General features: G+C 68.4%; 24 protein-coding genes. 7 read left to right on the forward strand and 17 right to left on the reverse strand.

Translation table 11 applies throughout. The features are described from left to right. Positions 1 to 15 precede the first annotated feature (15 nt). Positions 16 to 1,020, reverse strand: coding sequence for a hypothetical protein (locus tag BLU04_RS05265; protein ID WP_093283138.1), 1,005 nt, complete (start codon positions 1,018 to 1,020; stop codon positions 16 to 18). A gap of 88 nt (positions 1,021 to 1,108) precedes the next feature. Between BLU04_RS05265 and BLU04_RS05270 the strand changes: the two genes are divergently transcribed. After that, on the forward strand, positions 1,109 to 2,038 hold the full coding sequence (locus BLU04_RS05270) for a 2-dehydropantoate 2-reductase (protein ID WP_093283140.1): 930 nt from the start codon (positions 1,109 to 1,111) through the stop codon (positions 2,036 to 2,038). Here BLU04_RS05270 and BLU04_RS05275 read toward each other — a convergent pair. From BLU04_RS05275 to BLU04_RS05330, 12 genes are all read right to left on the reverse strand, one after another. After that, positions 2,001 to 2,729, reverse strand: a complete 729-nt coding sequence (locus BLU04_RS05275) for a CPBP family intramembrane glutamic endopeptidase (protein WP_093283142.1) — start codon at positions 2,727 to 2,729, stop codon at positions 2,001 to 2,003. The two genes, BLU04_RS05270 and BLU04_RS05275, sit on opposite strands and share 38 nt — an antisense overlap. 17 nt (positions 2,730 to 2,746) lie before the next feature. After that, positions 2,747 to 4,189 carry a ribosome biogenesis GTPase Der gene (der, locus tag BLU04_RS05280; protein WP_093283145.1) on the reverse strand — a complete coding sequence of 481 codons (1,443 nt, stop codon included), beginning with the start codon at positions 4,187 to 4,189 and terminating at the stop codon, positions 2,747 to 2,749. Positions 4,190 to 4,191: 2 nt separating this feature from the next. Next, positions 4,192 to 4,773 (reverse strand): CDP-alcohol phosphatidyltransferase family protein, encoded by a 582-nt coding sequence (locus BLU04_RS05285; protein ID WP_093283147.1) that lies wholly within the window; start codon positions 4,771 to 4,773, stop codon positions 4,192 to 4,194. Between the two features lie 8 nt (positions 4,774 to 4,781). Further along, entirely contained in the window at positions 4,782 to 6,131 is a 1,350-nt protein-coding gene (gene gltX, locus BLU04_RS05290) for a glutamate--tRNA ligase (RefSeq protein ID WP_093283149.1), read from the reverse strand. A 54-nt stretch (positions 6,132 to 6,185) separates the two neighbouring features. Next, positions 6,186 to 7,787, reverse strand: coding sequence for a sodium/solute symporter (locus BLU04_RS05295; protein ID WP_093283152.1), 1,602 nt, complete (start codon positions 7,785 to 7,787; stop codon positions 6,186 to 6,188). Positions 7,788 to 7,793: 6 nt separating this feature from the next. Beyond that, positions 7,794 to 8,042, reverse strand: coding sequence for a hypothetical protein (locus tag BLU04_RS05300; protein WP_093283154.1), 249 nt, complete (start codon positions 8,040 to 8,042; stop codon positions 7,794 to 7,796). Continuing rightward, complete coding sequence (locus BLU04_RS05305) at positions 8,039 to 8,599, reverse strand: DUF420 domain-containing protein (protein ID WP_093283156.1); 561 nt, start codon at positions 8,597 to 8,599, stop codon at positions 8,039 to 8,041. The genes BLU04_RS05300 and BLU04_RS05305 overlap by 4 nt, the downstream gene beginning before the upstream one ends. Before the next feature lie 19 nt (positions 8,600 to 8,618). After that, complete coding sequence (locus BLU04_RS05310; RefSeq protein WP_093283158.1) at positions 8,619 to 9,287, reverse strand: SCO family protein; 669 nt, start codon at positions 9,285 to 9,287, stop codon at positions 8,619 to 8,621. 8 nt (positions 9,288 to 9,295) lie between these two features. Then, entirely contained in the window at positions 9,296 to 10,117 is an 822-nt protein-coding gene (locus tag BLU04_RS05315) for an ABC transporter permease (protein WP_093283161.1), read from the reverse strand. Between the two features lie 9 nt (positions 10,118 to 10,126). Then, positions 10,127 to 11,218: an ATP-binding cassette domain-containing protein gene (locus BLU04_RS05320; protein ID WP_093283163.1), complete on the reverse strand. Its 1,092-nt coding sequence runs from the start codon at positions 11,216 to 11,218 to the stop codon at positions 10,127 to 10,129. Between the two features lie 131 nt (positions 11,219 to 11,349). Beyond that, on the reverse strand, positions 11,350 to 11,751 hold the full coding sequence (locus BLU04_RS05325) for a hypothetical protein (protein ID WP_093283165.1): 402 nt from the start codon (positions 11,749 to 11,751) through the stop codon (positions 11,350 to 11,352). 48 nt (positions 11,752 to 11,799) lie between these two features. Then, positions 11,800 to 13,791 (reverse strand): hypothetical protein, encoded by a 1,992-nt coding sequence (locus BLU04_RS05330; protein WP_093283167.1) that lies wholly within the window; start codon positions 13,789 to 13,791, stop codon positions 11,800 to 11,802. A gap of 187 nt (positions 13,792 to 13,978) precedes the next feature. Between BLU04_RS05330 and BLU04_RS05335 the strand changes: the two genes are divergently transcribed. Beyond that, positions 13,979 to 15,121, forward strand: a complete 1,143-nt coding sequence (locus tag BLU04_RS05335) for a serine/threonine protein kinase (protein ID WP_157895141.1) — start codon at positions 13,979 to 13,981, stop codon at positions 15,119 to 15,121. An 11-nt stretch (positions 15,122 to 15,132) separates the two neighbouring features. On the opposite strand, the gene BLU04_RS05340 is transcribed toward BLU04_RS05335, so the two are convergent. Both BLU04_RS05340 and BLU04_RS05345 read right to left on the reverse strand, forming a co-directional pair. Continuing rightward, entirely contained in the window at positions 15,133 to 15,405 is a 273-nt protein-coding gene (locus BLU04_RS05340) for a hypothetical protein (protein WP_093283173.1), read from the reverse strand. Beyond that, on the reverse strand, positions 15,402 to 15,908 hold the full coding sequence (locus BLU04_RS05345) for a DUF5069 domain-containing protein (protein ID WP_093283175.1): 507 nt from the start codon (positions 15,906 to 15,908) through the stop codon (positions 15,402 to 15,404). Before BLU04_RS05345 ends, BLU04_RS05340 begins: the two co-directional genes overlap by 4 nt. 163 nt (positions 15,909 to 16,071) lie before the next feature. On the opposite strand from BLU04_RS05345, the gene BLU04_RS05350 reads away from it, so the two are divergent. Both BLU04_RS05350 and BLU04_RS05355 read left to right on the forward strand, forming a co-directional pair. Then, complete coding sequence (locus tag BLU04_RS05350) at positions 16,072 to 16,878, forward strand: hypothetical protein (RefSeq protein WP_093283178.1); 807 nt, start codon at positions 16,072 to 16,074, stop codon at positions 16,876 to 16,878. 32 nt (positions 16,879 to 16,910) lie between these two features. Further along, positions 16,911 to 17,906: an aldo/keto reductase gene (locus BLU04_RS05355; RefSeq protein ID WP_093283181.1), complete on the forward strand. Its 996-nt coding sequence runs from the start codon at positions 16,911 to 16,913 to the stop codon at positions 17,904 to 17,906. 16 nt (positions 17,907 to 17,922) lie between these two features. On the opposite strand, the gene BLU04_RS05360 is transcribed toward BLU04_RS05355, so the two are convergent. Then, complete coding sequence (locus tag BLU04_RS05360; protein WP_093283183.1) at positions 17,923 to 18,489, reverse strand: hypothetical protein; 567 nt, start codon at positions 18,487 to 18,489, stop codon at positions 17,923 to 17,925. A gap of 99 nt (positions 18,490 to 18,588) precedes the next feature. On the opposite strand from BLU04_RS05360, the gene BLU04_RS05365 reads away from it, so the two are divergent. From BLU04_RS05365 to BLU04_RS05375, 3 genes are read left to right on the forward strand one after another with little or no spacing between them, the layout of a single operon-like run. Next, positions 18,589 to 19,548, forward strand: a complete 960-nt coding sequence (locus tag BLU04_RS05365; protein WP_093283186.1) for an NAD-dependent epimerase/dehydratase family protein — start codon at positions 18,589 to 18,591, stop codon at positions 19,546 to 19,548. A gap of 13 nt (positions 19,549 to 19,561) precedes the next feature. Beyond that, positions 19,562 to 19,978 carry a phosphoribosyl-AMP cyclohydrolase gene (locus BLU04_RS05370; protein ID WP_093283189.1) on the forward strand — a complete coding sequence of 139 codons (417 nt, stop codon included), beginning with the start codon at positions 19,562 to 19,564 and terminating at the stop codon, positions 19,976 to 19,978. Next, complete coding sequence (locus BLU04_RS05375; protein ID WP_093283193.1) at positions 19,975 to 20,388, forward strand: hypothetical protein; 414 nt, start codon at positions 19,975 to 19,977, stop codon at positions 20,386 to 20,388. The genes BLU04_RS05370 and BLU04_RS05375 overlap by 4 nt, the downstream gene beginning before the upstream one ends. Before the next feature lie 281 nt (positions 20,389 to 20,669). On the opposite strand, the gene BLU04_RS05380 is transcribed toward BLU04_RS05375, so the two are convergent. Further along, positions 20,670 to 21,182, reverse strand: coding sequence for a hypothetical protein (locus BLU04_RS05380; protein ID WP_093283196.1), 513 nt, complete (start codon positions 21,180 to 21,182; stop codon positions 20,670 to 20,672). Positions 21,183 to 21,534: the final 352 nt, after the last annotated feature.

Below are 21,534 nucleotides of genomic sequence, written 5' to 3' on the forward strand. Positions count from 1 at the left end.
TTTTCTCTTTTTTCCCTATCGGGAGCCGCTCATCGCCTCGACGAAGATGGGAGGGTTTGCGATGAGGCCGGAGACGCACCGGCACGCTTCGGGCCGGGAGGGAAGGACGAGGGTCTCGGCGAGTTCTCCCTCGAGGTCGACGACCATCGCGGGGTAGGCGTCGAGGAAGAGGGTGGTGAGGGTGTCGTGGATGTTCCCCGTGCCGAGGCCCTGGGCGTGGTTGCAGACGAGGTGGTAGTAGAGGAGGTGGATGCCGAGGAAACGGGCGAGGAGCGGGTTGACGCAATCGCCGTGGAGGGTGGCGACGGGGGGCTTCGCGGGCTCGAGGTCGGAGATGGTCTTGTTCAAGGCCCGCCACATGAGGATGTCGAAGTCGGTCTCGAAGGTGACGGTCTCGACCTGGACGAGGGCGGCGCGGACGGTCTCCGGGGTGTGGATCTTGCGGATGGTCCCCTTCGCCTCGTAGGCCTGCGCGAGGGGGAGGAGCTGGGCGGCGAGGCCGGGACAGAAGGGGGCGTCGAGGAAGAGGTTGTGCCGGGGCCACGGCGCGGCGTAGGGGGTGCCGGGGAGGCCGCGGTGCTCCTGGTGGGTCCGGTAGCTCCACGGGAAGACGAGATCGCCCGGCTGGATCGCATTCGGGTCGGAATCGGGCCGCGCCTCGCAGACGCCCGAGTTGCCGCCGACGACGGCGGCCTTCACCCCCGCCTTCCACAAGATCCAGAAGACGCGGCGGAGCGTGGTTTCCGACTGGGTCTCCTCGCCGACGATGTCGCCGTAGGAAGGGATCCAGAGGAAGGGGCGGAGCGTGCCGTCGGCCTGCGGAACGTCGAAGGCGTGGACCTCGGGGCCGAGGCCGTAGGGCGTCTCGACGCGCTCCCCGCCGCGATGGGTCCACCCGCGCGCGACGAAGGCGGCGACGACGGCATCGATCGGCATCGACCAGAGCGGGCTCCCCGTCAGGCTGGCCAGCGGAGCGCGGGGGCCGTGGTAGGGGAAGTCGGTCGGGGACGGGGAGGACATTGCTATGGCAGTTTGGCGAAAAGGAACGCTTTGAAAAGAGCGGGAAGAAAGGATTTTTTCTTCCGGAGGTCAAGGCTATCGATAGGGAATGAACGGAGGCGAGAACAGGCCGCGCATCGCGGTGGTCGGGGCGGGAGCCGTCGGCGGCTATTACGGCGGTCTTTTGGCAAGGGCGGGGGCGTCCGTCGTCATGATCGGGCGGGAGCCGTTCGTCGACGCGGTGGAGGCCCGCGGGCTCTTTCTCGACGCGCTCTCTTTCCAGGAAGCGGTCCCCGTCGAAGCTTCGCTGGAGCTGGGCGCCGTCCGCGGGGCCGACCTGGTTCTCTTCTGCGTGAAGGCGACCGACACCGCCGCGATCGCGCGTGAGATCGCTCCCTTGCTCTCGCCGGAGGCGGTCGTCCTCAGCCTCCAGAACGGGGTCGATAACGTCGAGTGCCTCGCCGCGGCGGGGATCGCGGCGCTGCCCGCCGTCGTCTATATCGCGGCGTCGGTGCCCGAACCGGGTCGGGTGAAGCATGCGGGCCGGGGCGATCTGGTGATCGGGCCGGAGACCGAAACGACGCGGCGGCTCGCCCTCCTCTTCGAGCGGGCCGGAGTGCCGTGCCGGATCAGCGCCAACATCGAGGGGGAGCTGTGGGAGAAATTCATCTGCAACTGCGCCCTGAACGCGGTCTCCGCCCTCGGCCAGGCGCGGTATGGCCGGATCAACGGCGATGCGGGGGCGGTCGAGCTGGTCGCGGCCGTCATCGGCGAGGTGCTGGCCGTCGCGCGGGCGATGGGGGTGGTGCTGCCCCGCATGGGGGAGGAAAAGGCCGCCCTCGCGGCGACGCTGGAACTGACCGCCCAGATCGGCGGGGCGTTTTCCTCGACGGCGCAGGATTTGAAGCGAAGGAAGCCGACCGAGATCGACGTGTTGAACGGCTTCATCGCGCGCCGGGGGAGCGAACTCGGCGTCCCGACCCCGGTGAACCACGCGCTCTTCACGCTGGTGAAGCTGGCCGAGGGGCGCGAGGAGTGAGGGAACCCCTCGGCCACGCGAGCGCCGCCCCGACCAACAGCAGGAATAGATAAACCCCATTCGCCCCGCTCCAAAACGGAGGGAAAACGCCCCGCGCAAAGTAAAGGCTATCGACAATAAAGTGAATCAGGGCGGTCCACCCGAGGCCGAGGCCCCGCTGCCGGAGCCCCGCCCATGTCAGGCCGAAGAGAAAGATCGCGGGCCAGCCGACGACGGCCGGGGCTTGGATATGAAAGAGGGTGAAGAGCGCCGCCCCTAGAAAAAGCGCGGTGGCAGTCCCGAAGCGGGCGACGAGGCCCTGGTGCAGGCCGCCACGAAAGGCGTATTCCTCGAAAAGGACGACAGGGACCGTCGCGGCGATCCCGACGAGGGCGAGGCCCCACGGCCACGGATTTCCGCCCGCGAAGAGGAAGGTGCGGAGAACTTCCGCGCCGACGAGCAGGAGGGCCGGAAGGAGCAGCCCCCGTCCTCGAACGACGAAATCGAAGGGAACCGCATTCCCCCAGCGATGCCGATTGCACCGCGCCAGCGCGGCGAAGGTCGCGAGCCGGGGCAGGCACATGAAGAGGTCGCGCCGGGACCATTCGGCATCGGTATGGACGGGAAGGACGGCGTAGACCCCGCAGCGGACCGCCATGTAGGCGAGGACGATCAGCAGCGAGTCCCGGAGGATGGGGGAACGGGGCTGCATGGCTTTGCGCCTGCCGCCTACTTCGGCTTCATCGGCTGCTTTTCCTTCCAGACCCAGCGGACGGGGCAGCCTTCGAGGGGGAATTTCTCGCGGAGCTTCAGCTCGATGTAGCGGCGGTAGGCGGGGGTGAGGAGGGAGAAGCTGTTGATGAAGGCGAGGATGGTCGGCGTCGGGTGGGGCTGGGTCTCGTCGATCTGGTGGGTGGCGTAGTAGATCTTGAAGCGGCGGTTGTTGACGAGGGGCGGGGCGTATTTTTCCTGGGCCTTCTGGAGGAGGTCGTTCAGTTCGGAGGTGCTGATCTTGTTGCGCCGGTTCTTCTCGATCTTCTCGATGGTCTTGAGGATCGACTCGACCCGCTCGCCGGTCTTCGCGCTGGTGAAGAGGATGGGGGCGTGCTCGAGGAAGAAGAGGTCCTGCTTGATGTTCTCGATGAACTCGAACTCCTTCTTCCGCGTGGCGTCGCCCTGCTCGCGGACGAGGTCCCACTTGTTGACGACGATCATGACCGGGCGCATCGCGTCGTCGATGAGGCCGCCGATCTTCTTGTCCTGCATGGAGACGCCCTCCATGGCGTCGAGGACGAGGACGCAGACGTTGGCGCGGTTGATGACGTGGACGCTGCGGCCGGTCATCTTCGTCTCGAGGGGGTCGCGGACCTTGCGGTTCTGCCGCATCCCGGCGGTGTCGATGAGGGTGAAGGCGCGGTTCCGCCAGGTGAAGGGGACGTCGATGGCGTCGCGGGTGGTGCCGGAGACGGGGCTGACGATGGTGCGGGAGTCTTCGAGGAGGGCGTTGACCATCGACGATTTGCCGACGTTGGGCCGCCCGAGGAAGGCGAGGCGGATCGGCTGCTCGGCGCGGGAGAGGCGTGCCGGCTCCTCGGCGTCGCCCTCGCCCCAGGGCTCGACGAGGATCTCCATGAGGTCGCCGAGGCCGAGGCCGTGGGCGGCGGAGAGGGCGACGACGTCGGGGAAGCCGAGCTTGCGGAAGTCCTCGATGCGGTCCTCGAGCTCGGGGACGTCGAGCTTGTTCACGACGAGGATGACGCGGCGGTTCGCGACGGCGGGGGCGTTCTCGCTCTCGTCCCCGGCCTTCTTCTTCACGCCCTTCTTCCCGGTCTTCGTGCGGAGGCGCTTGGCGATCTCCTGGTCGAGGGGGGTGAGGCCGTCGCGGCCGTCGACGACGAAGAGGATGTCCTGCGCGGTGGCGAGGGCGATGCTGACCTCGTGCTCGATCGCCTCGGCGAAGCCTTCCTTGTCGCCGAGGCCGATGCCGCCGGTGTCGAGGAGCTCGAAGCCGTGGCCCGCGTGGCGGCAGGCGTGGGAGATGCGGTCCCGCGTCACGCCGGGCTGGTCGTGGACGAGGGAGATCTGCTTCCCGGTGATCCGGTTGAAGATCGCCGATTTGCCGACGTTGGGGCGGCCGACGATGGCGACGGTGCGTGAAATGGAGGGAGGCATGATTAGTGGGGTTTCGAGTGGTCCCCGGCGTTGAACTGGGCGATGCCGTCGCGGACGTAGAAGACGGTGGAGGCGAGGGTGAAGAGGCCGCCGATCCAGCAGAGGATGTTGACCCAGGGGAGGTTCAGCAGGACGGCGCAGATGGCGGCGAAGACGAAGACGGTCGAGACTTTGCCCGTCCAGTGGGGACGGACCTCGACGGTGTGGTGGAAGTAGTGGAGGAGGAAGGCCCCGACGGCGAGGATGACGTCCCGGCTGATGACGAGGAGGGGGAACCAGAGGGGGAAGGTGGGGATGCCCTGGAAGGGGATGAGGCTGAGGGAGAGGAGGGCGGTGAAGGCGAGGAGCTTGTCGGCGGTGGGATCGAGGACGGCCCCGAGCTTCGTCCGCTGGTTGCAGTGGCGGGCGAGGTAGCCGTCGACGCCGTCGGAGATCGCCGCGACGAGGAAGATCCCGAACGCGAGCCAGCGCAACCTCTCGTCCGGCGCGCCGTGGCGCTCCGAAGCGGAGTAGTAGAGCAACGTCCCGAGGAAGATCGGGATGAGGACGATCCGGAAGATCGTGATGCGGTTGGCCCAGGTCATGGGATTTCCTAGCCGGGGAACTGCGCCAACGCGCGGTCGGCGCGGGCGAGGGTCCGGTCCTTGCCGAGGACTTCGAGGAGGTGGTAGAGGCTCGGCCCGACGGAGCGGCCCGAGACGGCGAGGCGGATCGGGTGGATGTAGGCCCCGATCTTCTTCCCCTGCGCGGCGGCGAGGGTCTTGAAGCTCTCCTCGAGCGCGGCGGCGGTGAAGGTCTCGGCTCCCGCGAGGGCGGCGCGGAGGGTCTTGAGGTTCTCGAGCCCCTCGGGGGTGAAGACCTTGGCGACGGCGGCGGGATCGTAGGCGAAGTCTTCCTTGAAGAAGTAGGAGAGCCAGTCGCCGAGTTCCTTCCCGAGCTTCACCTTCTCCTGGACGATGGCGAGGGCGGAGCGGAGGTAGGCGGCGTCGTAGTCGTCGCCGATGACGCCCTGCTTCTTCAGCGCGGGGACGGCGAGCTCGGCGAGGCGGTCGAGCGTGGCGGCGCGCATGTATTCGCCGGTGATCCAGTAGAGCTTGTTGATGTCGAAGCGGGCGTTGCTCCGGTTGACCTGGGGAAGGTCGAATTTCTCGACGACTTCCTCGATCGGGACGACCTCGCGGTTTTCCTTCGGCGACCAGCCGAGGAGGCAGAGGAAGTTCCGGACAGCCTCGGGGAGGTAGCCGTTCTCGATGTACTCGCCGATGGAGGCGCCCTCGTCGCGCTTGCTCATCTTGGAGCCGTTCGTGTTCAGGATGAGGGGGATGTGGGCGTAGGTCGGGGGCGTCGCGCCGAAGGCCTCGAAGAGGGCGAGGTGCTTCGGGGTGTTGGAGAGGTGGTCCTCGCCGCGGATGACGTGGGTGATCTTCATCTCGAGGTCGTCGACGACGTTGACGAGGTGGAAGACGGGCGAGCCGTCCTTGCGCTGGATGACGAGGTCGGGGTCCATCGTCCGGTCGAACGTCACGTCGCCGCAGATGGCATCGGGGACGGTGATGGGGGTCTTCGGGGTGCGGAACTTCACCGCGCCCTCGTGCTCGTAGGCCTTCCCTTCGGCGAGGAGGCGGTCGACGTATTTCTTGTAGATCGCGCCACGCTGGCTCTGGAAGTAGGGGCCGTGGTCGCCGATGGAGGTGCCGTCGTTCGCGGGGCTGGGACCCTCGTCCCAGTTGAGGCCGAGCCACTTCAGCCCCTCGAAGATGATCGCGACGGCCTCGGGGGTGTTCCGGGCGGCGTCGGTGTCCTCGATGCGGAGGATGAGCTTCCCGCCCGTGTGGCGGGCGTAGAGCCAGTTGAACAGGGCGGTCCGCGCCCCGCCGATGTGGAGGAGGCCGGTGGGGGAGGGGGCGAAGCGGACGCGGACGGGGGAGCTGACGGCGGTCATCGGTGAGGTTTAGCGGGCCGGGAGAGGCCGCGCCAGCCCCAAAATCAGGGCCGATCAGGGGGACCCGGGCCGGGGCATGGCGTCGATCACGGTCTGGCGGGTGCGGAAGCAGAGGCCGACGGCGACGGTGGCGAGGGTGCCGAAGAAGACGCGCCAGGGGAATTCGATGAGGGGAAGCCAGGCGGGCCGGTGCGGGGCGGTGCCGCCGCAGAGGGTGACGATGTCCTCGGGGAGGCCGCTGAGGACGGCGACGGTGAGGAAGCCGACGAGCATCGCCCAGAGGTTGCCCCGGTCGTTGCCGCGCGTCGTGGTGAAGAGGCCGAGGAGGAAGACGCCGAGGAGGGAGCCGTAGGTGTAGCCGAAGATGCCGAGGACGATGGGCAGGATTCGGGTGCCGGGGAAGCGGACGACGGCGTAGGCGGTGGCGGCCCCGATGACGGTGAGGGCGAAGGCGAAGCCGACGGTGGCGAGGCGGGCGACAAGGAGCTGGCGGGCTTCGGTCCCCGGGTGGATGCGGAACCAGAAGTCGCGGCAGAAGCTGGTGGCGAGGGCGTTCAGGGCGGTGCTGAGGGAGCCCATCGCGGTGGCGAGGAGGGCGGCGACGAGGAGGCCGCGGAGCCCGGCGGGGAGCTGGGTGAGGATGAAGTAGGCGAAGACGTGGGCGTTCTTCCTCGGGAGGTTCGGGTCGGGATGGGTCTGGTAGAAGGCCCAGAGGAGGATGCCGATGGTGAGGAAGGCGAGGACGATGGGGGCGTCGATGAGGCCGGAGAGGATGACGGCGCGGCGGCTTTCCTTGGCGTCCTTGCCGGTCAGCATCCGCTGGACGGCGTCCTGGTCGGTACCGTGGGTGGCGAGGGTGATGAAGGTGGAGCCGATGATCGCGGCGAAGAGGGTGTACTCGCTCCCGAGGACGGCGACGATGTTGCCCCAGAGGCCCGCGCCGGGGACGAGGCCGGAGGCGAAGAGGGTGAGGTCGCCGGGGGCGGTGAGGAGGGCGCGGGCGCCGTGCCAGCCGCCGGGGATCTTCGAGAGGAGGACCGAGAGGGTTCCCGCGAGGGCGGCGACGAGGACGCCGGCCTGGATGAAGTCGGTCCAGATGACGGCCTTGATGCCGCCGACGGCGGTGTAGAGGGCGGTGAGGGCGACGATGACGACGACGGAGAGGGCGTAGATGGCGAGTTCCTCGCCCGCCGTCGGGATGCGGCCCATGAAGATCTCGATTGAGAGGACGACGAGGATGGCGGCGACGTAGAGGCGGGTGCCGCTGGCGAGCGCGCGGGTGACGAGGAAGACGAGGGAGGCGGCGGTGCGGCTGGCGGGGCCGAACCGCTTCTCGAGGAACTCGTAGATCGAGACGACGCCATGGCGGTAGTAGGCCGGGACGAAGACGCTGCCGACGATGAAGCGGGCGAGGATGGTCCCGATGGCGAGCTGGAGGTAGGTGTAGTTCCGCAGGGCGTAGCCCTCGCCCGGCGCGCCGAGGAAGGTGGCGGCGCTGATCTCCGAGGCGAGGATCGAGGCGAGGATGGCCCACCACGGGATCGAGCGGTTCCCGAGGGCGTAGCCTTCGAGGGTCGACTCTCCCGCTCCCTTCTTCAGGCCGATCGTGAGGATGGCGGCGAAGTAGAGGACGACGACGAGGAGGTCGATGGCCATGCGGGGTTATTCCGATTTCTGCTTCCAGGCCGCCTCGCTCTCGCGGACGGCCTTCAGGACGGTCCGCCAGAGGACGACGCCGACGCCGGAGACGGCGGCGAGGAGGACCATGACGCTGAGGGAGAAGCCGGCGAGGACGGTGGCGGGCTGACCCGCCTCGGTGCCGAGGGTGACCCCTTCCTTGCACCCCGGGCAGGCGTGGGCGGAGGCCGCGATCAGCGGCAGGAGGGTCAGGAGCAGGAAGAGCTTTTTCATCGATTATAGATCTTCAGCATCGCGACGACGACGACCCCGGTGACCGAGACGTAGAGCCAGACGGGGAAGGTCCAGCGGGCGAGCTTCTTGTGCGTGGGGAAGCGGCCGGTGAGGGAGAGGAAGAAGGTGATGAGGATCATCGGGAGGGCGACGACGGAGAGGAGGATGTGGGTGATGAGGATCGGGAAGTAGACCCGCCGGATGCCGCCCTGCCCCTGGAAGATCGCGTCCCCGTGGAGGTGGTGGTTCAGGATGTAGCTGACGAGGAAGAGGGAGGAGAAGACGAAGGCGGAGAGCATGGCGGCGCGGTGGGCGGCGATCTTCCCCGCCTTGATCTTCACGAAGCCGACGACGAGGGCGACGGCGGCGAGGCTGTTCAGGATCGCGTTGAGGGTGGGGAGGAAGACGAGCTCGGTGCCGTCGGCGTCGGCGGGGGGGTGGAAGTAGACGAGCCAGAAGAGGAAGAGGGCGGCGACGACGCTGACGGCGAGGACGCCGACGATGAGGGCGGGCGGGGTCTTTGCTTCGTTGATCGGGAGGGGGGTGGTCTCTTGCATGGTCGGGGGAGGGCGGGGGCTATTTGATTTTTTCCTCGCGCATCAGCGCGGCGACGTCGGCCAGGAGCTTCGCGGGCGTCTCCTCGTCGAGGCCCTCGTAGTAGCCCCGGACGGACCCGGCGCCGTCGACGAGGACGACTTTCGTGCTGTGGATCATCCGGGTGGCGGCGGTCGCGCCGGGCTCGGTGTTTTTCTGGAAGCCGATGAGGAGGCGCTTCATGACGATCTCATGCGTCAGGGCCTCGGCGTCGGGGAGGCCCGAGGCGGTGAGGAAGATCCAGCGGGCGGGATCGGCGTGATGGAGGGCGGCGTAGGCGCGGAGCTTTTCCGGCGTGTCGTTCTCGGGGTCGATCGAAAGGGCGACGATCTTCACGTTCTGCGCGTTGCCGAGCATCCCCTGGAGCTGGATCAGGTTCTGGGTGACGGCGGGGCAGGGGCCGCCGCAGTCGGTGAAGAAGAATTGGGCGGCCCAGATTTTCCCCTTCAGGGCGGCGGAGTCGAAGGGTTGGCTGTCGGCCCCGGTGAGGGTGAAGGGGTCGATGTGGCCGAGCTTCGGCAGGGGCGTCCCCGCAGCGGCCTGCTGCTTCTCCACCTGGACGCGGAAGTACCAGAGGACGGCGAGGACGAAGAGGAGGACGACCGAGGCGAGGCGGATGTTGCGGAGCAGGGCGGGAGAGGGGGCGGCCATAACAGGCTCTAGGGATTCCGGACGGCGAGCCGCTTCGTCATCTCGATCGAGGCCCACGTCAGGACGACGGCGAAGGCGAGGGTGACGCCGCCGGAGAGGAGGGGATCGGGGCTGCCGGGAGGGCGGGCGAGGGCGGGCTCGAGCGACTGGCGGATGAGGGCGAGGCCGTAGGTGAGGGGATTGGCCGCGCCGAGGCAGTGGAGCCACTTCGCCGAGCCGGAGAGGGGGAAGAGGGCGCCGGAGAGGAACCAGAGGGGCATGAGGAAGAGGTTCATGATGGCGTGGAAGCCCTGCGTCGAGTCGAGGGGCCAGGCGATGAGGTAGCCGAGGGCGGTGAGGGCGAGGCCGAGGACGAAGATGGTCCCGGTGAAGAGGAGGAAGGCGGGGACCGAGAAGGGGAGGCCGAAGTTCAGGGCGACGAGGTAGATGAGGAGGCTCTGGCCGAAGGCGAGGAGGGTGCCGCCGAGGAGCTTCGCCAGGACGAAGGCGGAGCGGGGGATGGGGGAGACGAGGACGCCCTGGAGGAAGCCTTCCCGCCGGTCCTCGATGATCGAGATGGTCGAGAAGATGGCGGTGAAGAGGACGATGAGGAGGAGGGTGCCGGGAAAGAAGTAGTGGAGGTAGGCGGCGGTGTTCGTCGCCGAGGCGTCGGAGACGGCGCGGACCCCGCCCCCGCCGCTGAAGGAAGAGCCGACGCCGGAGCCGATCATGAACCAGAAGAGGAGGGGCGTGGCGACGGCCCCGATGACGCGGTTCCGCTGCCGCAGGAAGCGGACGATTTCCCGGCGGGTGAGGGTGCCGACGGCGAGGAGGAAGGGATGGGTGAACATGGCGGGAGGTTAGTCGGCGTTCGGGGGGATCGCCGCAGGGGGGGCGTCGGCTGCGGGGGTCGGATCGGCAGGGGAGGGGAGCGTGGTCGAGGGGGTTTGGGTCGGGCTCTCGCCTTCCGCCGCGTTGAAGTTCCGGCCGGTGAGGCGGGCGAAGACGTTCTCGAGCGAGGGGGCGGCGAGGGTGAGGCCGGCGATCTCGTCCCGGTAGCGGCGGAGGAGGCCGTTGAGGAGGTCGCGCTCGGCCTCGGGGGAGGCGGAGGGGGGAAGCTCCAGCTCGAGGGTCTCCTCGTCGCGGAGGAGGGGGGCGACGCGGAACTCGCGGGCGATCCGCTCCAGGAGGGCGGCGGCGAGGGGTTCCGGCCCCTTCGTGCGGAGGGTGAGGATGGTGCCGCTGACGGAACGCTTCAGCGCCTCGGGGGTGTCGAGGGCGACGCGGCGGCCCCGGTCGAGGACGAGGAGGCGGTCGCACCACTCGGCCTCGTCGAGGAAGTGGGTCGTCATGAGGAGGGTGAGGCCCTCGCTCCGGCGGAGGGCGCGGAGGTAGTCCCATAATTCGCGGCGGGCGACGGGATCGAGGCCGGTGCTCGGCTCGTCGAGGATGAGGAGGGCGGGGCGGGGGACGAGGCTCTTCGCGACCTCGACGCGCCGTTGGAGGCCGCCGGAGAGGGTCTCCACGATATCCTTCCGCCGGGCGGCGAGGGAGAAGCGTTCCAGCAGGGAGCCGATCCGCTCCCGCAGCTCGGCGCCGTGGAGGCCGTAGAGGTGGCCGTGGGCCTGGAGGTTTTCCTCGACGGTCAGCTTCTTGTCGAGGCTGGGGGACTGGAAGACGATGCCAAAGTGGCGGCGGGCGCGGGCCATCTCGGCCGGATAGTCGCATCCGGCGAGGCGGACGCTCCCCTCGGCGAGGGGGACGAGGGTCGAGAGGAGGCGGAAGAGGGTCGTCTTGCCGCTGCCGTTCGGCCCGAGGACGCCGAAGATCTCCCCCTTGCCGACGGAGAAGGAAACGTCGTCGAGGGCGCGCCGCCCGCCCCGGCTTTTGAAGGTATAGCCGACTCCCGTGCAGGAGAGGATCGGATGGGCGGGGATGGGAAGGGATGACATGGGCCTCGGAGGGGGGAGGCCGCGATGTTCGGACAACCGGGTGCGGTTGTCAAACAGGGGAGGAGGGCAAACGGCACGGCGCGGCCCCGGCGGGCTGCGGCGTTTTGTCGCACGCCCGGGGGCCGGGAGGGTCAGGCCGCGGCGGAGAAGATGTGGCCGGTCCCGGAATGGACGGCGTGGATCTGGCCCTGGGAATTGTAGGTCGACGCGCCGATGAGGCTGTCGCTCGTCGGGGCCTGGTCGGTGGCGAGGTTCGAGCCGCTCTGGGAGGCGGTCTCGACGGTCTGCTCCGGCGAGGAGACGCTGCTCGTCGCGATGAGGTCGCTGACTTCCGCCGTCTGATTGGCGGAGAGAATCGTGTCGGTCGAGGTCGCCGTCTGGGTGGCGCTCGATTTCTGGACCTCGGCGATCCGCGTCGGGATCTGGTTCGATTCCTTCGCCCGCTGGGAGGAGATCGATTGCTGGAACTCGATGTTGTTCGATGCGAAGGCCGCCTGGGTCTCCGACGTCCGTGTCGTGATGGCCGAGATCATGGATCGATTTTCCCCCGGCGTCCCCTCTCTGTCAACCAAGGGGGCTACCTAGGGAGCACTCGGTAAACGGACGTAGAGGCGCATGCCGCCGATCTCCTCCCGCAGCCGGTACTGCGCGGCGAGGTGGCGGTCGAGGGCGGGGAAGGTCTCGGGGCCGAAGCGTTGCCGGTCGGAGTAAAAGAAGTTTGCCGGGCCGGTCGAGTCGAGGAAGAAGCGGGGCCGGTTCCGTTCGAGGTCGCCGAGGAAGCGGGCGCGGTAGGCCTCCTGCCGGGGGCCCGGCTTCACGGCGATGTGGGTCTCCGGCTCCCGCGTCCCGAGGGGGAGGCCGCTCTCGACGGCGATCTCCGGCCCCCAGCCCCAGATCGCGAGGCGGTCCCCGGGGCGGGCCTCGGCGCGGAGGAGGGCGGCGAGGGGGGAGGGCGCCCCGGCCCGGACGAGGCTGGCGGCGACGGTTCCCCGGTAGTGGTTGGCGTAATGGAGGAGGAAGACGAGGGGAAGGACGAGGAGGAGGACGAAGGGAAGGGGAAGCTGCGCGGCCCGGCGGAGCCTCCCGCCGACGACCCATTCCCGGACGAGGAGGACCGCCCCGGCGGCGAAGAAGAGGAACTGGAAGTGGCGGAACCGGGCGTCGATCCACGTGGCGACGAGGAAGAGGAGGAGGAGCGCCTGGCAGAGACGGGCCGGGGCTCCCCGCCGGGGCAGGAAGAGGCCGAGGAAGAAGAGGCTGAGGGCGACTTCCCCGATTTTCCACGCGATCGCGGGGGGAGGGAGGACGGCGGCGTTATCCCGCCCGGTGAGGGCCAGGACGATGCTCCAGACGAGGGCGGGGACGACGATCAGGAGGAGCGGGAGGAGCGCCGTTTTTCCACGCCTCCAGGCGGCGAGGCGGCGCGGGGCGACGCGCCAGGCGACGGCGAGGAGCGCGGCGAAGCCGGGGAAGAGGTAGAGGGTGTAGTGGAGGAAGGAGAGCCCCGGGGCGATCGTCGCGACGACGGCGGCGAGAAGGAGGCCGACGGCCCAGAGGGTGAGGGCGGGGAGAGCGGGAAGAAGAAGGGCGCGGGAAAGGCGGGGCAGGAAGCCGAGCGCGGCGGCCCCGACGACGGCGGTGAGGACCGAGAGGGGGAGGCGGGGATTGAAGAGGAAATCGAGGCCGATCGAGAGCTTCTCGCTCCACGGGACCTTCTGGGTGAAGTCGACGGCGTAGAGGATGTAGGAGATCCAGAAGTCGCCGAAGCTCCCGGTGGCGAGGAGGAAGGCGAGGCAGGCGGCGGCGGGAAGGAGGAGGCCGCCGAGGAAGCGGAGGAGCGCGGCGCGCGGGCGGCCCCGGAAGAGGGCGCAGGCGGTGAGCGCAAGGAAGAGGACGAGGGGCGCGCCCTGCAATTTCGAGAACGGGATCAGCCCCAGCGCGAGGCCGAGGGGGAAGGGCTCCCACCCGGCCGTCTTCCCCTTCCCCACCCGGGCGAGGAGCCAGAGGGCCGCTCCGAAGAGGGGGAGCGAGAGATGCTCGCTGCTGTAGTGGATCCACTCGACGTGGGAGGTGAGGGAGAAGAAGAGGAGGAAGGGAAGCGCCGTCGCCCGTCCCGTCCGCTCCCCGCCGATCCGCCGCGCGGCGAGCCAGAGGAAGAGGATGAAGCCTCCCTCGCAAAGGAGGCCTGCGAAGCGGGCCGCCGGATAGCCGACGGCGACGGGAAGGTGAAGCAAGGCGGGCCAGAGGAGGAGGAGGGCTGAGAGGGGGCCGCCCGACTCGCCGTCGACATCGCGCCACGGGAGGGCGTGGGGGACCTGGAGGTAGGTCTGGGCCTCGCTCAGGAAGAGCGCCTCGTCGGTATTCAGCGGGACGGGGACGAAGAACGTCGGGTAGCGGATCACGAAGAGGGCCGGGAGGAGGACGAGGGCGAAGAGGAGCGGATGCCCCGCCGCGCCGCGCCGCGCGCGCGGGAGGAAGGCGACCGCCGTGAGGCAACCGGCCACCGCGAGGAGGCCGATCCCGAGCGTCCAATGGAGGAGGGGATGGCGGTCGAGGAAGAGCAGGAGGGGCATGAGAGAAAAAGGGGCGGAAAGCGGAGGCCCGTTTTACCCCGTTCCGACAACCGTTTACAACTCCGGCGTCGGTCCGGCCGGCCGGGGCTCCCTCCCTTGCTCATTGACAAGGGGGGTGCGCGGGCGTCTGGTGATAGCTGTGTCAGAAAAACCGAAAAAATCCCCGGCCAAGGCCAAGGCGGATAAAGTGCCGAAAGCCGCCCCGGCCAAGCCGAAGGCGAAATCAGGCGCCAAAGCCAAGGGCGCCCCCGTCGCCGTGACGGAGCACGCCGCCTCCGCGTGGGGCGACCGGGAGACCGAGTTTTTCTACGACCTGACCCCCGACCGGATCCTGGCGGCGGCGGAACTGACCGGCGTCCGCTGCACGGGGCGGATGATGCAGATGAACAGCATGGAAAACCGGGTCTGGGAGGTCGAGATCGAGGTGGCCGACGAGGCCGCCCTCAAGAGCCGGAGCGAGAAATCGCGCATCCTGAAGTTTTACCGCCCGGGCCGCTGGAGCCAGGTCCAGATCGAGGAGGAGCACCGCTTCCTCCTCGACCTCCAGGAGGCCGAGGTTCCCGTCGTCGCGCCCCTCCCCTTCGCGGGAAAGGGCCGGGGCGGGGCGACCGGGACTCTCGCCTCGGTGCCGGGGGCCGAGAATCTTTTCTTCACCGTCTTCCCGAAGGTCGGCGGGCGGCATCCCGACGAGATGAGCGAGGAGCAGCTCGTCCGCGTCGGGCGGCAGCTCGGCCGGATGCACAACGTCGGCGCCTCCGGTCCCGATGCCGCCGCGCCCCACCGCCTCCGGCTGACGCCCGAGGTCTACGGCTACATGAACCTCGACTACCTCCTGGAGACCGAGGCGATCCCGGAGCGGCTCGAGGAACCCTACGTCCTCGCCGCCGAGGAGATCTGCGGCCGGGCGGAGGAGCTCTTCGCCGACGCCGCCCTCCAGCGGATCCACGGCGATTGCCACCTCGGCAACCTCCTCTGGGCCGATAGCCCGCCCCACGACGGGCCGTTCTGGGTCGACTTCGACGACATGGTCGTCGGCCCGCCGGTGCAGGACATCTGGCTCATCGTCCCGGGGCGGGACGACGACGCCGTCGAGCGGCGGGAACACCTGCTGCGCGGCTACGGGGAGATGCGCGACTTCGACCGGGCGACCCTCCGCCTCATCGAGCCGCTCCGGGCGCTCCGCTACATCCACTTCAGCGCGTGGATCGCGAAGCGGTGGATCGACCCAGCGTTCCCGCGCCGGTTCGAGCACTTCGGCACCGAGTCCTACTGGACGGAGCAGGTGGCCGACCTGCGGGAGCAGGTCGACCTCATGCGGGCCGCCGCCTAGGTCGGGAGACGCTAGAGCGAGCCGTCCCGCGTCGCGGAGCGGCTGGCCCGGCGCATCTGGTCTTCCTCGGCCCGGTCGACCCCCTCCTCGACGAGGCGGGCGCTCTCGCTCCGGCCCTCGTCGTCCTCGTCCTCGGGATGGACCTTCGGCGTCTGCGTCCCGGTCTCCCCGGGGAACGAATGCCAGCTCTCGGCGTCGGCCTGCGGGTGGGTCGCCGGCTCGCCTTCGGAACCGGTGATGATGCTGGGGTCCCGATCGGCCTTGCTCAGGGGGTTGTTTTTCATGAATTGAAGATCAGGCGGCGGAGGGTTCCTTTCGGCTGAAAGGGCTTGAAGCCCCGGAAGGCCTTGAAGCTCGCCCGGTCGTCGGCCTCCAGCCAGTCGAAGAGCGTCGTCTCGCCCGGATCGAGGCCGAGCTTCTCGCACTCGTCGCTGAAGTCCTGGCGGCGCTTCGGGTTCTCGATCGGGCGGGAGGCCTCGACGTGGTCGGACCATTCCTTGATCTCGAGCGGCGTGCGCGGCTTGCCGTTGGCGACGAGCCAGGAGCCGACCTCCTCGTCGCTCTTCGCCTTGCGGACGGCTTCGCGGAATTGCTTTCCGTCGATTCCCTTGAAGCTGAAGAGCATCCGGTCGAGGGGGCAATCGTAATGGTATTCGCCGGCCATCCCGGCGAGGTCGGCGCGGCATTTGTCGAGGGTGCGGCGGGCGATGACGAATCCGGCCAGGCGTTCGCGCGGGCTGTGCGGCGGCTGCTTCGTCAGGTTGGGGGCGATGAGTGGGATAGTCATGGGATCGGTTCCTTTCTCTCGTTGTTCCGGCGCGGGACCGGCTCTCGTTCTCTGTATTAGTTAAACATACTGCATAAAACCGAGTCCGCTACCCCGGGCCCGGAGATTTAGGGTCAGGGCCGGAATCGACTTCGGCGCGGGAATGTGCCATGGTGGACGCCCCGTGCCTTTCGTCGCCCTCTCCCCCCTTCACCGGATCGACATCGCCGAGGCCGTCCATTACCTCGTCGGGAAGCCGCAGGAGAACGACTTCCCCCTCCACACGATCATGCGGAAGAACGCGCCCGACGGGCGGGAGCTCCTCCGCGCGGAGCTGATCCTCGCCGGGCGGAAGACGCGGGAGGCCCACGCGGCGGCGTGGACCTACCCGGTCCACTTCCTGAAGACCTACCATCCCCTCAGCTTCCATCCCGATCCGGCGGCGGAGTACGAGAACGCCCGCATCGCCGCCGAGATCCTCGGGACGCCGCCACCGATCGGCCACGGCACCCACGACCTCCGGCTCCCCTTCTTCCCCGGGAAGTCGCTCTCCCGCTTCTCCCCCTTCACCGACGTCGAGCCGCCCGAGCGGTGCCTCGGCATCGCGCGGGAGACGCCGCCCGCCTCGCTGATCGGCCTCTGGCGGCTCGCCGAGGGGGCCTTCCAGCAGGTGGAGCGGCTCCACGCCCGCCGCTTCATCCACGGCGACCTGGAGCTCCACAACATCGTCGTCTGCACCGCCCCCATCGGGATCTTCCTGATCGATTTCGAGAGCTCCGTCCCCGCCTTCTCCGGCACCGACGAGGAGTGGGAGAAAAAGCGGCAGGCCGACCTGAAGCCCCTCTTCGAGCTCGCCGTCTTCCTCCAGGCCGGCCTCGGCCGCCAGCGCGGCGAGCTGGCCGAGCGGGCCGAAGCGGCGATCCCCCGGCTCTTCCGCTCCCCCGACACGTTCCGTAACCGGCTGGAGCAGGCCGACCGCGAATCGGTCTAAATAGGGGCCGCGCGCCTTTTTCTTTTGCTTTCATGAATCATCGCACCTTCGGTCGCCTCGGTTGGCAGGTCTCGGAAATCGGCTTCGGCGCATGGGCCATCGGCGGCTCCGCGTGGGGCGGGCAGGACGACGACGAGTCGGTCCGCGCCCTCCACCAGGCCCTCGACCTCGGATGCAATTTCATCGACACCGCGCAGGGCTACGGCGACGGGCGGAGCGAGCGGATCATCGGCCGCGTCCTGCGGGAGCGGCGGGCCGCGCATCCCGGCGAACGGATCTACGTGGCGACGAAGGTCCCTCCCTCCCCCGGGGCCTGGCCTCCGTCCCCCTACGACCGGATCGACGACCGCCTCTCCGAGGCCCACCTCCGGGCCGGGGTCGAGCGGAGCCTGCGGGACCTCGGCGTCGAGGCGATCGACCTGCTCCAGATCCACACGTGGACGCGGGCCTGGAACCGGAACCCGGCGGCGCTCCACGTCCTCCGGGCGCTGCAGAAGGAGGGGAAGCTCCTCGGCACCGGCGTCAGCACGCCGGAGCACGACCAGAATTCCCTGATCGATCCGATGAAGGAAGGCCTCCTCGATGCGGTGCAGGTCATCTACAATATCTTCCAGCAGGAGCCCGCGGCGGAGTTCCTCCCCGTGGCGCGGGAGCACGGCGTCGGCGTCATCGTCCGGGTCGCCTTCGACGAGGGCTCCCTCACGGGGAAATTCACCGAGGAGACGACCTTCGCCGAGGGGGAATTCCGGCAGGGCTACTTCGCCGGGGACCGGCTCGCGCGGACCGTGCGGCGGGTCGAGAAGATCCGGGCCGAGGTCGGCGACGAGGAGCCCGACCTGGCGACGGCGGCCCTGAAATTCGCGCTGAAGCCCGAGGCCGTCTCGACGGTGATTCCCGGCATCCGCAGCGTCCGGCAGGCCGAGATGAACTGCGTCGTCGGCAGCCAGCCGCCCCTTTCCGACGCGCTGGCGCAGAGGCTGCGGTCCCACGCCTGGACGCGGGGCAATTGGTACAAGGGGAAGGACTGAGCAGTCCTGACGTCCGCTACTTCTTCTCCGTCTTCGTCGCCCCCGCGGGGATGAAGGGCCTCGCGTTGGGGCTCAGGAAGAGGAAGAGGCGGTTCGACGCCTGGTAGCGGGCGAGGGCGCGGTTGTTCCCGGAGAGCCACGTCTGCTGCTCGGAGGTCGAGGTCAGGCTCCGCCACGGGACGCTGCCTTCCTCCTCGGCCAGCAGGAGGTCGAAGTCGGCCTGGGTCAGCTCGGCCAATTCGCTCCGCACGATGGGGCCGCTCGTCGTCGCGGCATCGTCGCCGCCGTCCGCGGGAGGCGTCGAGGTGGCGTCGGCGGCGGGATTCTTCCGGGAGAAGATCTCCATCGAGACCAGCCCCTTCGCGTCGAAGAAGATCTGGTCCTGGTAGGAGACGCCCTTCAGGGTGACGGTGTAGAGGAGCTGCTCCCCGGCGACCTTCCCGGTGCCGTAGCGGGCCGCGATCTGCATCGGGGTGTCGCCGATCCGCGCCTCGGCCCGCACGACGCCCCCGAAAAGAGCCGCAAAAAGAGTCACGGTAAGAGCCGCGAAGGGGACGACGGGGAGAAGGGCGGCGCGATGCATGCGGACTTCCCCGATTGTACACCCGGTCCCGCCGACCGGAAGTTCTTTTTTGGCTCGCCCAGCGGGGCGGGAGGCGGCACGATGCCCTCCCTTCACTCTATGGAAAACATTGTCGTCACCGGCGGGGCCGGCTTCATCGGATCGAACCTGACGCTCACGCTGCAGCGGCGTTACCCCTCGGCCCGCATCACGGTCATCGACGATTTCCGGTCGGCCTCCTTCAAGAACCTCGAGGGCTTCCGGGGCGACGTCATCGCGGCGAACCTCGTCGACGTCGACCTGGGTTACTACATCGACGCCTCCGAGGTCGACGCCTTCTTCCACCTCGCCTCGATCACCGACACGACCGACCACGACCAGTACCGCCAGACCCACGACAACGTCGAGAGCTGGCGCTCCATCCTGAACCACTTCGCCGGGGAAAAGGCCGCCCTCGTCTACGCCTCCTCGGCGGCGACGTACGGGATCGGCGGCGGCATCAACCACGTCGACGCCCCGCTCCGGCCCGCCAACGTCTACGCCTTCACCAAGGTGCAGCTGGAGAACCTCGCCGCCCGCTACGCCGCCGACTTCCCCTCGCAGAAGGTGATCGGCGTCCGCTACTTCAACGTCTACGGCCCGCGCGAGACCCACAAGGGGCAGCCCGCGAGCATGATCTACCACCTCGCCCAGCAGATCCGCGCCGGGAAGAGCCCCCGCATCTTCAAGTACGGCGAGCAGAAGCGCGACTTCGTCTACGTCGACGACATCGTCGAGGGGACGATCCTCGCCGCCACGAAGCAGATCGAGGGGGCCTTCGACGCGAAGAAATTCCCCCGCCGCGTCTTCAACCTCGGCTCCGGCGAGGCCCGCCCCTTCAACGACATCATCACGATCCTCAACGCCACGCTGAAGACCGACGTGAAGACCGAATACTTCGACTGCCCCTTCCCCTTCTACCAGCCCCACACCGAGGCCGACCTGAAGGAGACCACGGCGGCCATCGGCTACAAGCCCTCCTTCACGCTGGAGAGCGGCATCGCCGATTACTTCAAGAGCGGCTGGCTCGTCCCCGCCTAAGGAAAGAGACGCCATGGATCATCGCGAACTCGAAGAGGGCTCCGCGCTGTCGCTCGACTTTGCGAAGCTGAAGAAAGTCGCCGCCTGCGGGACCGACGTCATCCCGACGGTCGTCCAGAACGCCGACACGAAGGAAGTCCTCATCATCGCCTACGTCAACGACGAGGCGTTGCGGGCGACCCTCGCCACGAAGGTCGCCACGTTCTGGAGCACCTCCCGGAAGGAGCTTTGGATCAAGGGCGCGACCTCGGGCGACACCCTCGACCTCGCCGAGGTCCGGGTGAACTGCGAGCAGAACAGCCTCCTCTTCCTCGTCCGCCCCCGGCGCGGCGGCGTCTGCCACACGAAGGACGCCGCGGGGCATACCCGTCCCGGCTGCTTCTACCGCGTCCTCACCGCCGACGGCCTCGCCCCCGCGCCGCAATCGTGAGCGCCGATTTCTTCCTGAAATCGACCGAGGCCCTCTGGACCCTCGGCCTCCTCCCCGCCGAGGCCCTGCCCGACATCGCGATCGACGCGCTGGAGCGCGGCTACCAGTCCCAGGCCCTCCTCGACCTGGGCGGCCTGCCCGACGCCGAAATGGACGAGGCTCCGCGCCTGTTTGAAGCGGTCCTTTCCGCGATCGTCCCCGTCCGCATGACGAAGGAAGAGGCGTTGCGGCACTACGCCCGGATGGTCGCCGCCTCGATCCTCTCCGACGCCATCCCGCCGCAAGACGGCGTGGCGCGACTGGCGAGAGTCCTCCGCGAATCGGGAGCGGAGATCGCGGAACTGCGTCCCCTCCTCACCGCCGAGGGAGACGCCGCCATCCGGACCGAAGCGGCACAGTGGGCGAAGTAAAGTCGAGACGCTCCCTCTCCCAATAGGAGTCAGGGCGTCTTGGCCCCGTCTCCCCCTATCGCTCGTACCCTCGGGCGCTCCAGGAAGCAGCCGATTTTAAAACAGTTCGGAGACGAGGCGCAGGGGAAACGCGTCCGCCTAGTTGAGGCCCTCCGAAGGGGAGGTTCGAGGAGGGGCGAAGCCCCTCTTGGGCTATAAAGCGGATCGCCTCCAGCTGTACCGGGTCGACCGCGCAGGTCCCGAAGGGCCGCCCCGCCCCTAGCCCCAAGGACACCCCCCCGCTACTTCAACTTCTCCTCAACCGGCTGCGACTCCTCCACCGCGGCCTTCTTCTTCATCGCCTCGGCCGTCCGTTCCGTATCGACATCGAGAAAGAGCCGGATCGCCGTCCGATCCCGGCTGGTGACGAAGACCGAGGTCTCATAGAGGAGGACGGCATGGCCGCCGAGGCTCCCCTCCTTCCACTCGCCGATCGGCACCGCCTCGCCGCCCGAGGGAGGAACGACGGAGAGGATCTTCGTCACGGGGTCGAAGGCGACCTTCGGAAAGGTGAAGAAGAGATCCTCCTTCGTGAGGCCACCTGACGTGGCGTAGCGGCTGTAGTCGATGGTGAGGGAAGCGTTCAGCTCCTTCCGTTTCGGATCATAACGGATCACGCGGTTCGTGATGTCGCCGCCGATCCCGATGGTGTTCTTGTCGGGGCTCTCCACCCGGAAGGCCGTCGCTGAGGCGGGCAGGACGGGAAGAAAAACCAAGGCGAGAGCGAGCAGGGAGAGAAGGGCGTAGCGGCTCATAAAGGTGAAGGGATTTTGAGGAAGGCTTAGGAAATGGAAAGGGTAATATGGAAGGCTGACCGCTTCGGTTCCGCCCGCACTCGGACGCGTGATTCCTCCCAAGCGGACAGGGGCACTAGCGGACCCTTTCTACCCGAAGCGGACGGCCTAATGCGGTACGGCTAGAACAGTTCAGGCCTATCAGGCGGGGAGGTCCAGGAGGGGCGAAGCCCCTCTTGCGTCTTAAAACACGTGCAGATGGCCTCCAGCTGTACAGGGTTATCTGCCCGGTCCCGAAGGAGTGTTCACCGCCCCCTTCGCGGCCCCTCCCCCCTGATTGTCACAGCCCTGTAACAATTTGAGCGTTGTCCCG

It is taken from the genome of Verrucomicrobium sp. GAS474 (assembly GCF_900105685.1).
In the GTDB taxonomy this organism is placed as follows: Bacteria; Verrucomicrobiota; Verrucomicrobiia; order Methylacidiphilales; family GAS474; genus GAS474.

Coding starts and splice junctions, on each gene's coding strand:
- BLU04_RS05265 (WP_093283138.1), bottom strand. CDS start 1,020: ATGTCCTCCCCGTCCCCGACCGACTTCCCCTACCACGGCCCCCGCGCT.
- BLU04_RS05270 (WP_093283140.1), top strand. CDS start 1,109: ATGAACGGAGGCGAGAACAGGCCGCGCATCGCGGTGGTCGGGGCGGGA.
- BLU04_RS05275 (WP_093283142.1), bottom strand. CDS start 2,729: ATGCAGCCCCGTTCCCCCATCCTCCGGGACTCGCTGCTGATCGTCCTC.
- der (WP_093283145.1), bottom strand. CDS start 4,189: ATGCCTCCCTCCATTTCACGCACCGTCGCCATCGTCGGCCGCCCCAAC.
- BLU04_RS05285 (WP_093283147.1), bottom strand. CDS start 4,773: ATGACCTGGGCCAACCGCATCACGATCTTCCGGATCGTCCTCATCCCG.
- gltX (WP_093283149.1), bottom strand. CDS start 6,131: ATGACCGCCGTCAGCTCCCCCGTCCGCGTCCGCTTCGCCCCCTCCCCC.
- BLU04_RS05295 (WP_093283152.1), bottom strand. CDS start 7,787: ATGGCCATCGACCTCCTCGTCGTCGTCCTCTACTTCGCCGCCATCCTC.
- BLU04_RS05300 (WP_093283154.1), bottom strand. CDS start 8,042: ATGAAAAAGCTCTTCCTGCTCCTGACCCTCCTGCCGCTGATCGCGGCC.
- BLU04_RS05305 (WP_093283156.1), bottom strand. CDS start 8,599: ATGCAAGAGACCACCCCCCTCCCGATCAACGAAGCAAAGACCCCGCCC.
- BLU04_RS05310 (WP_093283158.1), bottom strand. CDS start 9,287: ATGGCCGCCCCCTCTCCCGCCCTGCTCCGCAACATCCGCCTCGCCTCG.
- BLU04_RS05315 (WP_093283161.1), bottom strand. CDS start 10,117: ATGTTCACCCATCCCTTCCTCCTCGCCGTCGGCACCCTCACCCGCCGG.
- BLU04_RS05320 (WP_093283163.1), bottom strand. CDS start 11,218: ATGTCATCCCTTCCCATCCCCGCCCATCCGATCCTCTCCTGCACGGGA.
- BLU04_RS05325 (WP_093283165.1), bottom strand. CDS start 11,751: ATGATCTCGGCCATCACGACACGGACGTCGGAGACCCAGGCGGCCTTC.
- BLU04_RS05330 (WP_093283167.1), bottom strand. CDS start 13,791: ATGCCCCTCCTGCTCTTCCTCGACCGCCATCCCCTCCTCCATTGGACG.
- BLU04_RS05340 (WP_093283173.1), bottom strand. CDS start 15,405: ATGAAAAACAACCCCCTGAGCAAGGCCGATCGGGACCCCAGCATCATC.
- BLU04_RS05345 (WP_093283175.1), bottom strand. CDS start 15,908: ATGACTATCCCACTCATCGCCCCCAACCTGACGAAGCAGCCGCCGCAC.
- BLU04_RS05355 (WP_093283181.1), top strand. CDS start 16,911: ATGAATCATCGCACCTTCGGTCGCCTCGGTTGGCAGGTCTCGGAAATC.
- BLU04_RS05360 (WP_093283183.1), bottom strand. CDS start 18,489: ATGCATCGCGCCGCCCTTCTCCCCGTCGTCCCCTTCGCGGCTCTTACC.
- BLU04_RS05365 (WP_093283186.1), top strand. CDS start 18,589: ATGGAAAACATTGTCGTCACCGGCGGGGCCGGCTTCATCGGATCGAAC.
- BLU04_RS05370 (WP_093283189.1), top strand. CDS start 19,562: ATGGATCATCGCGAACTCGAAGAGGGCTCCGCGCTGTCGCTCGACTTT.
- BLU04_RS05380 (WP_093283196.1), bottom strand. CDS start 21,182: ATGAGCCGCTACGCCCTTCTCTCCCTGCTCGCTCTCGCCTTGGTTTTT.